The 13079-nt window shown below is 64.3% G+C and carries 13 protein-coding genes and 2 pseudogenes; 11 read left to right on the forward strand and 4 right to left on the reverse strand.

Annotated features, from left to right (window positions below; all coding sequences use genetic code 11):
* Positions 1-338 precede the first annotated feature (338 nt).
* The 4 genes from ACLMAL_RS38885 (at position 339) to ACLMAL_RS38900 (ending at position 4387) form a co-directional block, all read left to right on the forward strand.
* Positions 339-965 (forward strand): hypothetical protein, encoded by a 627-nt coding sequence (locus ACLMAL_RS38885; protein ID WP_412003647.1) that lies wholly within the window; start codon positions 339-341, stop codon positions 963-965.
* Between the two features lie 651 nt (positions 966-1616).
* Positions 1617-2201, forward strand: coding sequence for a GNAT family N-acetyltransferase (locus ACLMAL_RS38890; protein ID WP_412003648.1), 585 nt, complete (start codon positions 1617-1619; stop codon positions 2199-2201).
* A 274-nt stretch (positions 2202-2475) separates the two neighbouring features.
* Positions 2476-3654, forward strand: coding sequence for a cytochrome P450 (locus ACLMAL_RS38895; RefSeq protein WP_412003649.1), 1179 nt, complete (start codon positions 2476-2478; stop codon positions 3652-3654).
* A gap of 220 nt (positions 3655-3874) precedes the next feature.
* Entirely contained in the window at positions 3875-4387 is a 513-nt protein-coding gene (locus ACLMAL_RS38900) for a hypothetical protein (RefSeq protein WP_412003650.1), read from the forward strand.
* A gap of 172 nt (positions 4388-4559) precedes the next feature.
* Here ACLMAL_RS38900 and ACLMAL_RS38905 read toward each other — a convergent pair.
* Both ACLMAL_RS38905 and ACLMAL_RS38910 read right to left on the reverse strand, forming a co-directional pair.
* Positions 4560-4748: pseudogene (locus tag ACLMAL_RS38905) on the reverse strand (transcriptional regulator); the annotation flags it as partial.
* Between the two features lie 786 nt (positions 4749-5534).
* Entirely contained in the window at positions 5535-5756 is a 222-nt protein-coding gene (locus ACLMAL_RS38910; RefSeq protein ID WP_412003651.1) for a hypothetical protein, read from the reverse strand.
* A 351-nt stretch (positions 5757-6107) separates the two neighbouring features.
* Between ACLMAL_RS38910 and ACLMAL_RS38915 the strand changes: the two genes are divergently transcribed.
* The 4 genes from ACLMAL_RS38915 to ACLMAL_RS38930 all read left to right on the forward strand — a co-directional run bounded on the left by ACLMAL_RS38915 (position 6108) and on the right by ACLMAL_RS38930 (position 8255).
* Positions 6108-6743, forward strand: coding sequence for a hypothetical protein (locus ACLMAL_RS38915; protein WP_412003652.1), 636 nt, complete (start codon positions 6108-6110; stop codon positions 6741-6743).
* A 4-nt stretch (positions 6744-6747) separates the two neighbouring features.
* Complete coding sequence (locus ACLMAL_RS38920) at positions 6748-7314, forward strand: TetR/AcrR family transcriptional regulator (protein WP_412003653.1); 567 nt, start codon at positions 6748-6750, stop codon at positions 7312-7314.
* 130 nt (positions 7315-7444) lie between these two features.
* Positions 7445-7891, forward strand: coding sequence for a nuclear transport factor 2 family protein (locus ACLMAL_RS38925; protein WP_412003654.1), 447 nt, complete (start codon positions 7445-7447; stop codon positions 7889-7891).
* Positions 7892-8021: 130 nt separating this feature from the next.
* The gene (locus tag ACLMAL_RS38930) at positions 8022-8255 is read left to right on the forward strand and encodes a response regulator transcription factor (RefSeq protein WP_412003655.1); all 234 of its coding nucleotides are present in this window, start codon (positions 8022-8024) and stop codon (positions 8253-8255) included.
* Between the two features lie 458 nt (positions 8256-8713).
* On the opposite strand, the gene ACLMAL_RS38935 is transcribed toward ACLMAL_RS38930, so the two are convergent.
* Entirely contained in the window at positions 8714-9361 is a 648-nt protein-coding gene (locus ACLMAL_RS38935) for an alpha/beta hydrolase (protein WP_412003656.1), read from the reverse strand.
* Between the two features lie 103 nt (positions 9362-9464).
* Positions 9465-10214, reverse strand: coding sequence for an alpha/beta fold hydrolase (locus ACLMAL_RS38940; protein ID WP_412003659.1), 750 nt, complete (start codon positions 10212-10214; stop codon positions 9465-9467).
* 650 nt (positions 10215-10864) lie between these two features.
* Between ACLMAL_RS38940 and ACLMAL_RS38945 the strand changes: the two genes are divergently transcribed.
* From ACLMAL_RS38945 to ACLMAL_RS38955, 3 genes and pseudogenes are all read left to right on the forward strand, one after another.
* Positions 10865-11740 (forward strand): hypothetical protein, encoded by an 876-nt coding sequence (locus ACLMAL_RS38945; RefSeq protein ID WP_412003657.1) that lies wholly within the window; start codon positions 10865-10867, stop codon positions 11738-11740.
* Between the two features lie 593 nt (positions 11741-12333).
* Positions 12334-12498: a hypothetical protein gene (locus ACLMAL_RS38950; protein ID WP_412003658.1), complete on the forward strand. Its 165-nt coding sequence runs from the start codon at positions 12334-12336 to the stop codon at positions 12496-12498.
* Positions 12499-12966: 468 nt separating this feature from the next.
* A pseudogene (locus ACLMAL_RS38955) lies at positions 12967-13079 on the forward strand (PadR family transcriptional regulator); the annotation flags it as partial.

A 13079-nucleotide genomic window follows, 5' to 3' on the forward strand; every position in this document is an offset into this window, starting at 1 on the left:
CGTTGGCCGGGGTGATCACGTATCCGGCCACGGCGATCGCCGGTCCAATGAAGATCGAGCCGACGATGTAGATCACTGCAAACAACAATGGCCGGTTCTTGGTCATGGTGTCAGACAATAACCATCCACTATGGCGGCCCTGCGGTTGTCGTGTGGAGGTTCTGTGTCCGGTAAACATCCGTAACTGCCGCGGTGAGGGCGATCGTGGTCGGGCCGAGCGTGGTCGTTCGAATCGGTACCCCTACCTCGTCCAAGCCTGCCATGGGCGTCGACGTCCGGCCTGAGATCGCAGCAGGCCGAACATCGGCCAGAATCCAGGCGAGGCTCGAGGGTCGGTGGTGAACAACCGTCCGTGCGATGCTGCCGGTGTGGAGATCTGGGAGCACGACGGCAAGCTGTACGAGGTCAGCTCGTACTACTGCCTACCCGACGACGCCTGGACCTATGAGCTGCAAGGGTTGACCGGCCCGCCCGGCACCGGGCCGCACCTCAATGTCAGCGTTCCGGGCGAGACTCCCGCCGAGGGTCCGTTCGTCCCGAGATCTCAGCGCCACGTTGTGGTCAGCTTCGGGCCGGGGTCGACCCCTTGGCTGGTCCTGTGTCGGTTCCGCGCCCATGTGCAGGCCTCCGGAGACATCGTCACGAAGAGCCCACCAGCTGAGGTGGTGGGCGATCTCCGATGGTCCAACAACGCCTGGCGCTACGGGGACCAGCGATGCGAGGTCAACGCGTTCCACTTCAGCGATCGCGACGCATGGTGCTACGAACTCTGTGTTCCGGACCCGGATCCCAACGCCAACAACTACCTGGACGTGCTGGTCCCGGATGTCACGCCGAACGGCCCGTTCACTCCGGCTACGGTTGACCGGGTGGTGCTGACCCCGCACGGCGAGGTGAGCCTCGCTTGGCCCATGTTCACCCACTTCATGACGACGCTGGAGTCGTTCGGCGACATCGCGACCTGACCGAACAGCAGGGCGGTTCGAAGTTGCTCAGGGGACCGGCGGAGGTAACAGTTGGCGACGTTCTTGCGTTCATGCTCGACCGATACGGAAACCGCTGGAAGCCGCGGCCCAGCTATGACCGCCCGGTAACGGAATTCGATCTCTGTCTCGGGAGTGACCCCGAAGTCCCCTTGGACCGGGACAGGATGGTGAGCGATGGCGCTGTTCATCCTTCAGCGGTCGGGGGTTGCCTGACAACGAGCCCGACTAGTTCTATTTGATAGCTAGCCGATTCGGTTCACTTGTCGGAGGCCAGTCGTACATCCTGTAATCAGCGTAAGTGGTTTTGTGTCAAGCGGTTCGGTCGGTGCCTCGCCCGTCGTCGTCCCTGCATAGCAGTGATGGGGTTGATCCCAGCAGCGTGTAGTCGGGTTGAGGTGACGACGGGCGGGGCTGCCCATGATTACCGGCGAGATCACGGTGTGTCTCTATGCCGCGTGGGGCTCGCCCCGACCCGGCTCGGCTCGGTCCTCTATCGCGCGGTGAACCGGCCGATGCCTGCCGGAGGCGATCGAATTGCGGGGGGTCGGCGTATGCCTGCGGTACTCGGAAATGGAGGTGGTAATGGTGACACCGAGCCGATATCCTGTGCATATTGTGGGGAGGCTGACCATGGACTACCCTCTGCCAATACCGCATCTGAGAGCCACCGCAGACTTGGAACTCCGCCCGTGGTCGTTGTCTGCAGCAGACCTCGAGCTTGTTCAGAAAGCCTCTGCCGACGACCTGATTCCTATTACCACGGTGTCGGCGACCTTCTCGCGCGAGGACGCAACGCGGTTTGTTGAGTGCCAGTGGCAACGAGCGACCGATCGAACCGGATACCCGATGGTGATCGTCCGGCGACGAGACAACACCCCACTGGGAAGTATCGGCCTGTGGCTGAAGGACATCGACGAAGGCCGCGCATCGCTCGGCTACTGGGTGGTCCGCTCTGCCCGCGGCCATGGCGTCGCCGCGCATGCTCTGGCGGCGATGGCTACCTGGGCGCTGGAAGAGCTGCATATCCCACGGCTCCAGCTCTATGTGGAACCTTGGAACCGCGCTTCGATCCGCACTGCGGAGAGAGCCGGTTTCGAATGCGAAGGGCTCCTCAGATCGTGGCAGAAGGTCGGCAATCGACGCCGCGACATGTTCATGTACGCGCGCCTGGCAACGGGAACCCTCGCCGAGGCGGATCGGGTTTGCACAGGTTAGACCTTTATGGTTGTTCGGAGTTCGTGCGTGTTTCACGGCGCATCGGGACCGGTTGCCGGCGGTCGCGGGTGATCGTGAACCGATATCACTGCTGGCACAGTGTTCGATAGGCCCCGGCGGTGCCGGGGTACTCGCCTCGTGGTCGACCTCCACGGCCTCGCTCGTAAAATATTCGAGACTATGCTTGATCTGCGTTTGTGCGCACAGCCAGTGGATAGATCCGGCTCGAAAACATCTGATGAATCGCTCACCCTCTCCATGAGAGGACCGTCCGATGGGTTTTGCAGAGATGCGCCGGTTCCGGCGTGATCCGTACGGTTTCCTCGAGAATCTGCGCCGGACCAGCCCGGTAGAGGTGTTCGGGCTGCCGTGGGGCGGGTGGTGTGTCGGCGATACGGGTCTGGCGCTGACGGTGTTGAATGACCGCAGTTTCAATGCGGGGATGTCCGGGTTCTTCGGTTCTATGCTGCCCTCACGGCCTGCCCAGATCGACTTCGGCCGCGCTGCGCGCGCGATTCTGCGAACACATACGCCCGAGTATCGCGAGTCTCTGGCCGCGGCGGTGACCGAAATGCCCTCCGTCACCCGCTGGCCTTCGGCTGGGGTCGAGCTGGTGTATCGGTGCACCGCGGATGTGTTGTTGCACCCCGATGGTTCTCCCGAGTTGCGGCAGTTACTGGAGCGAAATGCACGCGTGGGTGCACTTCGCCCGGCCCTAATGGGGCAGCGGGCGTGGGCGCAGCTGCTACGCACTAAGTTGTCCACCACGCTGACGGAGCAGATCCGGGAACGGCGCAGCGATATCGGCCACACTGCAGAAGCCGAACCACGGGATCTGCTCGATGCCGTGATCGGTGCCTGTCCCGACGAGGTCGCCGATACAACGGTTGCGCAGCTGTATGTGCTGATGTTCCGGTCCATTGTGGGACCGCTGGGCTACTCGCTCGCGTGGTCGGTGCTGCTGGGCAGTCTCCACTCCCCGGGCTCACCATGGCCTTGGCCAGTCGACCGGGTCGTGCGTGAGGCATCGCGGCACCGGCCGGTCTCCTGGATGGTCAGCCGTCCCGTCCCCCATCCCATCGAGTTCGGGGGGATCGTATTCCGGACTGGCGACCTGCTGTCCGTAAGCCCCTACCTGCTCCATCATGATGAACAGCACTGGACCAGGCCAGGGGCATTTCAACCTGACCGCTGGACTCGACCGAGCGCACACGGCCCATACGTGCCCTTCAGTTCCGGCCCCTTCACCTGCGCCGGCGCCGCGGTCGCCCACGATCTGATCACCGATGCCGCCATCACCCTCATCGAGAACACCTGTCTGCGCGTGATCGGCGGCGGTGATACACGCCCGATCGTGACCAACGCCGCGATCCCCAGGCCGTTCACCCTTCGCCACACCCCTACAAACCCTGCCCATGCTCGACAGAGCCCCAGGAAGGAGGTGACACCATGATCAAGGCATTGCTGTTCATCATCACCAACAAGCCGACCCGCTCCTGGAACCCCGCTGAATACGGATGATCCTGCTACCGGCTGGATGGCTCGAACACCGCGCACAAAGGTGTACGAGCCACCCAGCCGCCGCGATCTATCGGTAGCAGCAGTCCGAGGGTCGACTCACGGTGATCCTTGGGCCGGTCTACGGCAGGCGCAGAACCGCACAGTGCATCAGCGTGGGGTTATGGGTCGATCCCTCCTACCGTATCGATTTCGCGCTCGCCCACCCCGACGAGCCGGGCCGCGTGGTCCTCGCCGTCGAAGTAGACGGCGACAGCTACCACCGTGCGGTCAGCGCCCGGGATAGAGACCGGCTGCGCCAACAGCACCTCGAACGACTGGGCTGGCGGTTCCATCGGGTCTGGGCATCGGCCTGGTTCGCCGACCCACAACGCATCATCGAAGCCTGGGAACAAGCAGTCCAACTGTCCGACACCGAGCCGACAGCAGCCGACATCGAATCGGTCCGCTCGCTTCCTTTGTTCCCCAGCGAAGCCCAGCCGAGCCTTGCACGTCCCGACGTTCGGCCCAGGCTACCGATTGACGGATATACGCATGCGCAGCTGGTGGCGATGTTCCTGTGGCGCAGCAGCGGCACGGTCGCGAACGCGAGAACTCCGCCAGCGTCGGCGATTCCGGAGAAAACGGTGCTAAACACGATGGACCCCCCGTGCTCTTGGGGCGGCTGAGCTGGGTAGCAATCTGCGGTCGGGCATGCGTCACCGGCTCGGCCATCCCGAAATGAATGCGAATGGTCAAACCGGGAGAGGTGGAGCCCCTAAACCCGGATCAAATTGTGTGGGGACCGCCCACAACATGGTCTGTTCTGGAACACCCTCGCCGACGAGTTCTCGGCGTAGCCTAACGCCGCTCGGTAAACTGCTGAGTTCCTCTGATACGCAGAAGTTCCGGCCCCGAAGTCGCCCGGGTGCCAGCTGCCGCCGCGCAGACGACAACTGTCTGGTCGGTGTGGGGTACGAACAGTACACCGCGATCGAGCACCATCCGTCCGATCTCGGGATGATCGATGGTCTTGGTGGCACTGCGCCGGTTCCTGGTGCGCCCCTCACGCTACAGTCGTTCGAATCGCTCACTGCGCGACCGTAATTCGACGGTGAAGGGGGTCAGGTCCGGATCATCGGGATATGCGGCCTTCGGCTGCTCAGTGATGTGACCCGGGATCCGGCGGTCGCCGCGGCCTCGGAGGCTGAAGACCGTCCTCGAGCCGGACATGCGGGCCAGCGCGCCGAGGGCTGCGGCGGACAGGCGCGGTCTCCCCGGCCTGTTCGAGGCGCCACATAGTCGACAGCCAGAAGTCCACCTCGCGCCAGGCGCTCGCATGTCCGCGAGGACAGGTGTCGGCGCCTTGGGCGCGCAGATCGCTGTCCTGGAGGCATTAGTCGCAGGGCTCTACACACTCAATGAGCAGCGGGCGCCGCTGGGGCCCGGCTATCCCTGCGACCCGATTCTGCATGAGGTCGCCTGCGCTGCCACGCGATGTATCACTATCAGGGCAAGGTGACGGGTAAGAGATATGGCGCGTATGGCACGCGATACACGGGCCCGGCGGCAAGCCACCGAGGGGTGGCTGTGCTTTTGGGCAGCACCCCGCGCGGGCGTTGGATCGACAGAACACTGTGGCGCAATCCGGTCATATTCGTGACCGAGGTCGGCGCCGTCATCACCACGGCGCTTGCCATGGTGCACCCCCTCGGTGTTCGGCTGGCTGATCACTGGCGCGGACAGCGGGTAGATCGTCCGGGACCCGCAACGCAGGGTGTCTTCAGCCCGGCCCTTGGTGGGTCCGAACTTGTGTCGGGCCGGACGAACACCGGATCACCGGGAGAAGCCCCGTCCGGTCCACAGCAGCCGGGAGATGACGATCCGGATCCGGTGCGGCGGCGGAGGTTTCTCGGCGACGTGTTGGCGGAGGGTGCGACGTATACCGATCCGACCGTACACACCATGGGGGTCGATGAGCTGGCGGTTCATGTCGAGGCGGTGTTCGCGCAGCAGCCGGGGATGCGGGTGATGCGGGTCAGCCGGGTAGATGCTCATCATGGGATGGCTCGGTTCGGGTGGCGGCTGGTGCGGGCGGATGGCACGGCGTTGCCGGATGGAGTGGATTTCCTGGAGTTCTCCGCGGAGGGCGAATCCGTAGGATCGTCGGGTTCTTCGGCGGGTTGCGGAGCATCTAGCGCGGGTTCATCACGGCGGGGAGCGGGTGGTCCCGGACCGCCCAGGGTGGTGGACCCGACAAGGGGCGCCTTAGCGGATCTGCGGTTGGTGAACGTCCGCTTCTGCCGATTTCGGTGTGGTGCCTGGCCCGCGTCACGGGCGGGCCTTGCCTTCTGAAGTTAATTTCCCTAACCTGAAGTTAATTCAACTAACTTCATGAGAGTTGCCCACATGTCCACCGTTGTCGTCCATCCCCGCCACCACGTCCTCACCTCCCTCCCTGCCGCTGTCGGCATCGCATACTCCGCATCCTGGATCGCCGGGCTGACGGTCGGCGCACCCGCTCCGGCATTCACCGATTCCGGCGGTGAGATCATCCGCGAATTGTTGGGCCACACCGGCGCTTTCACCACGCAGTTCCTGCTGACCGAAGGGCTGCCCGCCATCGGCCTGGCAGTCGTGGCGCTGGCACTGGCCCGTACGGCCCACTCCCCAGTCGCGGGCCGGCTCGCCACAGTGACCGGCGTTGCGGCGGCGCTGATTTCGTTCACCCAGTTTCTGCTCGGGCTGGCCCTGGCCCGCGCCGGTTCCCCTGATTCCGCGCATCTGCTCTTCGAGCTGGTGAACCGGTTCGACGGGGCGAAGATGTTCCTGCTGGCCGGGCTCTCCGTCGCGGCGGTGCTGACCGGGCTGCTGCCCCGCTGGCTGAACTACACCGCCATCGCCATGGCGGTGGCGATCGTGGCCTCGGGGATCGGGTATCTGTTCCTGATCCAGGGCCTGGCTACGCTGGCCTACGTGTCCGGACCCCTGCTGCTGGTCGTCATCACCGGTACCGGCCTCGTCCTGGGCCGGAAGTCCCGGTAACGACGTGCCGCGCGCCGGTCTCACACCCGAGCGAATAATCGCTGAAGCCGCGCTCGTAGCGGACGAGGTGGGCCTGGAGCGACTCACCCTGGCCGCGGTAGCGCAGCGTTGCGGCGTTTCCCTACCGGGTCTCTACAAGCACATCGACAATCTCGAGGCTGTGAAACGCGATCTGGCGGTCCTGTCGGTCGGCGAGCTGACCACCGTTCTCGCCGATGCCACCGTGGGCCTCTCCGGCCGCGACGCGTTGCGCGCGATCTGCACCGCCTATCGCGACTACGCGCGCGCCCACCCTGGCCGCTACGCCGCGGGCATCGTCGCGCCCGCCGCCGACGACGACACCTACGTCCAGACCGCTACCCGCGCCTACCAAGTCCTCACCGCGGCCCTGCGCGGCTACCACCTCTCCGACGCCGACCTCGTCCACGCCGTGCGCATGGTCCGCACCGTCTGTCACGGCATGGTCACCCTCGAATCCGCCGGAGGCTTCGGCCTTCCCGAATCCGTGGACGACACCTTCGAGCGGCTGCAGGACTCGCTGCACACCGAATTCCGCACCATGGCGCACTGAATCATCCAGGCGCGCCCGCAGGGCCAGGTGATGCCGAGCGCTCGCCGGATCATCGGGTGCGCCACCGTGGGCAAGCGCTGCCACCCGACCGAATCGACCAGAATCCCCCACCCCCAGATAGAGAGACATTGTGACTGAACAAGATCCGAAGATCGCCGCCATTTCCGTCTTCTTCGACGCATATGCCCGCTACGACCTGGACGGCATGCGTGCCATTCTTACCGAGGACATCACCTGGACCATTCCGGGCCATCACGCATTGTCCGGCACCAAGCGCGGCATCGACGAGGTCGTGGCATTCTTCAACCAGTTGTCCAAGGCGGGCATGAAGGCCGAGACCTTCTTCCTGGAGGCCAACGACGAATACGTGGTCGACATCCACCGCGGCTACTCCACCGCCGGCGAAGGCACGGTGGACACCATCTGGGCGCTGGTATGGCACTTCAACGCCGACGGCAAGGTAGACCGCGTCGTGAACCTCTCCGGCGACCAGCACCAGATGGACAACTACATCTGGAAGAACTACACACTCGCCCCGCTGCCCGCCCGGTTGGCGTTGCACGACACGATGGCGTAGGCGTTGACCGGACCGATCTGATCCCATTCGACAAGCTCACCGCGTTCTTCACCCAGAATCTTGCCTGAGGTCGCGGGCACCGACGCCCGCCAGAGAGGAATCACCCGAAGATGCCCGGCGCGCACCAGCTGTGCGCGCGGGCGAAGCCGCGAAGAACGACGCGCGCCACCGTACCGCGCTCACCCCTTCCGAACGCCGGGTGGCCGCCCTCATCGGCACCGGCCACACCAACAAATCCGCGGCCGCCGAACTCGGCATCTCTGTCAACACGGTCGGCACCCACCTGCGGTCGGCATTCGCGAAACTCGGCATACAGTCACGAGTCCAGCTGGCCAACATCTTGCACAGCGTTCCCGCGATCTGATTCACACCCGGCACCGTGCGGGGTCACGTATTCAGGGGATAGAGCGACACGAACCGACTGCGGATACTCGATTTCTGAGCCGGCCTCGCCATGCAGGGATCCCGCAGCGACACCGGCAGTCATTGCGCCCTGCGAGCGAAAGCAATTCCCATGTCTGTCACGACGCGGTCTCGCGCTTACTGGCACCTCGGATTTCACAGTGACGCCGACCGCGGCCGATTGATTGCCGAGACACTGGTGCAGGGGAATCAGCAGCTGTATTTCCGCTGTTTCATCGACCGGTTCGCCTCCCGACCGGACGCCATAGACGACACCGAGCGCCGCAGCCCGGTGGTCGGTTCTGACGGTGTCGAGACACAGACGAGGGGCACCAGATAGAACAGCAACGCGAGGGGTGCCTCCTGCAACATCCTCCAGGCCATCCGTGTGGGAGTGTAAGTCGCGCCGGAACTTGGCGACTACCAGACCTGTTCGTGGATCCAGGCAGATGCGAACCTCGTCCACGATTCGGCTTCGCCGGCGCCACGAGCCAGGCCCAAACTGTGTGGACCGTGGGCGAATACGTGTACTTCATGTGGAATATCGTTGGCCGCCAACGCATTCGCCAACCGGTAGGTGTGTTCGGGAGGGACATATGTGTCCTCTGCGGTATGCCAGAGGAAGAACGGCGGTGACTGCGGTGTCACCAACGCATCCAGTGATGTCGACCGGCGCAGTTGCGGGTCGGCGTCCTCGCCGAGGAGGATCAGCCGCGCCGGACGATAGGTTTCGGTTTCCATCGACGTGATCGCGTATCCGAGGACTGCGAACTGCACTGTCTCGGCAGGCGCCGCGCCGGGCGCGAGAGCCGCCAGTCCCGCGAGGTGGCCACCTGCGGAGAAGCCGACGATCCCGATTCGCTGCGCGCCTTCGGCCCGCAGCCGACGAATCTGGCCCCGCAGCGCGTCCAGCGGGACGGGGTGCTGGACGTTGAGCGGATACCGGAATACGGTTGCGGACAATCCTTTTTCGATGAGCCACCGGACGACGGGCTCGCCTTCGTGTGAAGCGTGTTCGGCATACCCGCCCCCGGGTAGGACGATCACATGTGTGCTCGAGGTCGCCATGTCAGGCCACCGCTCCGCCGGGCTGAAGCGCATCATTACCAACCCTATTCGTCGGTCCGCGCGCATCACTAGCAATCCGCGCGGTGGTCCGTGGCTATGTGGGTCAACCTTTCCCAACGTGCTCGTAGCCGCCGCTGATCCAGTCCACAACCAGCCGCCCGTACTCCTCGTACGATTCCTCCCAGGCAAAGTGGCCCCCATCGAGGGGATGAACCTCGCTGTACGGGAGGTTGTCGGCCAGGAATTGGTTGTTTGACCAGGGCACGAGGTCATCGCCCTTCCCTGCCACGATCTGAACCGGCGTTGTGATCGTCGGCAGCAGGTCACGCAAGACGGGGTTCTGCTCTGGGTAGTGCCGCACGAACCGGGCCGATTCAGCGAACCGCCCGAGGTCATAGGCGCTGACGTAGTCGTCGTGGATCTCCGGCTCGCTCTCGGCGGACGCGGCCGACTGGACCGCGTAGCCGATGTTGGTTCTTGCGTCCAGTCCGCGTACTACGTCCAGGTCGGGTGCCTTGATGACGTCCTCGAGTGCTCCGCCGGCGTCGATCGGGTAGCCGACGGCTCCGCCACCGACAGTCAGGCTCGCCACGCGGTCGGGGGTTGCGGCCGCCAGGAAGAGTGCTGCCGCGGTGCCGACGTCGGGGCCGACGATGTGCGGTACCCCGAGGCCCCACTCGTCGATCAAACGCGACAGAAACCCTCCCAGGGCGTCGGGCGCGATCAGTTCTGTGCGGTGTTGGTCGGAGTGGCCGAAGCCCGGCATGTCGATAGCGACAACTCGCCCCAGCGGGGTGACCTGGTTCCAGATTCGACGAAAGGCCAAGAGCGTCTCCGGCCACGGCGCGAGCATCAGCACGGTTGTGTCCGAGTCAGCCCCAGTATCTGCGTAGCGCACACGGACTCCGTCGCAGACACGGAAGAAGGTGTTGATTGATGCGGCCTTTGAACACTCATCTGTTGCCTTTGCCTTTGCCTTTGCCTTTGCCCTTGTCGGTATTGTCCGTCCGCCGAAATCCCGGCATCCGCACCACTCATAGATTCCTCGTAGAGCGTGACGGTATTCGCGTCAGTGGCGCGGCGACATCACCTGAACGTGTGATGCCGCTTCGGCGGTGGATCGGGCAGTCTGTCGTTTCTCCGGGGCCGCATGGCTCGAACCCGATTATGCCCGTGATAAGGAGCGCCTTCCATGACAAAAGAGCGACGAATCGGTGATGACGGTGGAGGCAAGCACGGAAGATCTCCGCCCCGCTCTATGCGGCGCTGAACAGACCGGCTGAGAAGGACGTCTCAGCGCTGTTGGCCGAGGCATGCAACGACGACTACCGGTCGTTCCACACGAACCAGGACTTCCTGACCCGCGACCAGCTGGCAGACGTGTTCAAGCGCATGGGGGAGACCGTTCCAGATCTGACATGGTGTGCGAGTAGGAACGCGCGGACTCACTACAGTTGAGGAATCAGCTCGGCGTATCTCGTTTCAATTAAGGCGATGGATGTCATGAGTTCTGCGGGTACGGCCGCTGTCTGGGCCGAGCAGCAGATCGCCGTGGTTCGCGACGATCCGGCGGGCCGGATCGCGCTGATGCAGCGCTGCTACCACGGCCCGTTCGGTAGGGCCCCGCAGCATCTGCCTTTCCGTCGGGCGGCGATGTCGTTCATGCGATGGCAACTGCGGCGAGGATTGCTGCAACCACCCTCCAGCGACCGTCCCGGTAGTCCATGGTGGCGTGAGGTGAACGAGCGCATCCTTCGTGACGGTTGCGAGGCGGTGGCCCTGAGCGGGGACCATAGCGGACCGACTTCCTCACGCACGGTCGACTTCTGGAAGTCGTTCGCCGATCACCCGACCGCTCGGGCCTGGTACCGGGCGCACAACGGGAGCGTGGTCGCTGCCTACCTCGAGCACCGCGAGCTGGCGGAGGCGGAAAGCGAGGCCGAACGCTTCTTCATGAACGTCGTGCTCTGCCGGGTGCTGTACACCCATGCTCTCGTCGCGGCCCCCCGGATCTCACTGGGATGGCTTCGCCCGCTCGCCCCGTTCCTCGGTGACCCGAGACTCGGCATGACTGGGATTTTCCTGCAACTGTCTCGCGTGCTCCCGGACGAGTACCCCCTCCGCGATAGTGTCCATTTCTACCTCAGTAACGAACACGTATTCGGCCAACTCCTGGACTTCGGAGTGATCACTCCGAGGCTGCACCAGCTCTATGAGTGGTCAGCTCACGAACTCGCAGCACCGGGCCTGCTGGACTGTATCCGTGACGGAGCCCTGACCTACGCATGGTCATTCGAAGACCGCGGCGTCTGGCAGCCGCCGAAGTCATTCTTCGTCCAGATGGCCAAGCGGGCGCTCCCACCCGAACGACGTGCCTGAGCGGGTTTCAGTGCCGGTGCCGGTGCCGGTGCCCCGGTCGGCCGTCGTCGCCAGTCGTGGTCTGATCCACAGCAACCGACGAACGGAGGACGCCCCCTGCTGGCCACGGTGCCAGCAGGGGAGTCCTCCGGTTCGGGGTTGGGGTTCACGATCGTCGTCGGGTGCCGGGCCTAACTCGCCACGGCTATCGTGCTTACGCCACGGCCACAGCAACGCCAAAACCCGCGATGCGGCCTCTGCGGGCCGACCATCTCGGTGTCGGCGCTGTGAAGCGCACACTCCCGGCCGAGCCGTCTCCATCCACCCTGCACGGGACACGGGACTGGCCGCCTTCTTCTTCCGCCACCCCGAGTTGACCGACCTGCACCACCGCGATACCCCTCGGCGCAAGCAGATCCTCGCCGACGTGTACGCCGACTCAGGTTGGCGTACACCGGAATTGCTCACCGAGGTGCACGCTGCCGATGACCTCCATTTCGACTCCGTCAGCAAAGTCACCATCGACAGTTGGGCCACCGGGCGGATCGCACTTCTCGGCAATGCGGAGTCCTGCGTCTCGCTGTTCGGCGACTGCGGCGCTGCGTATACGTCTGATGCGGACCGTCCCCGCAGTGCGCGGCCGCGCACTACAGATCCAACTCGATGCGCAACACGAGATCGCCGAACATTTGTGCGCTGCCTATCCGGGTGAATTGGACGAGGTCACCGCCGGTGCGCTCGTCGGCGCTTTCGTCGGTGTGGTCACCGGCACTCTCTAGGCGCTCACGCAGATCATGGACGCCGACGCCGATCCTGCGGCACTGAAAACGCGGATGGAGCAGGCAACTACGACTGGCTGCGCCTTTGGGTCGGGCCGCGGACCGACTGACTCATGTCGGCGGTGTCCGCGCGGTCCCGCTGCTTCTCTCGCCGGCGATCATCAGTGCGAACCTGACTATCACTGCGGGGGTTCAGGCGGTACTCGCCGGCAAACAACGGATATGGTGGTTTCGCCTGGTAGAGGATGGTTTTCGTATTCGGGCAACCGTCCCGGCGTAGCCCGGAACCGCGCGGGTCGCCTGATCGGGCGCTACCCGAAACGTCGTTGCACTTTGCGCCGCTACTACCGGAACCCCTGACTTTCACCGGCCTGCACCTCCCGCCGCCACGGGTAGCTTGCGTCGTCACTATTCAGTGCTACTATCTACTGGTAGTCAGTAACAGTGAGTAGCACGAGGAGGTTATCCGTGGGCAAGCAGATCACGGAGATGCTCAAAGGCACGCTCGAGGGCATCGTCCTCGCGATCTTGTCCGTGCGGTCCGCGTACGGCTACGAGATCACGGCGTGGCTGCGGGAGCA

It is taken from the genome of Nocardia sp. CWNU-33, from assembly GCF_046764895.1.
Classification (GTDB): Bacteria; Actinomycetota; Actinomycetes; order Mycobacteriales; family Mycobacteriaceae; genus Nocardia.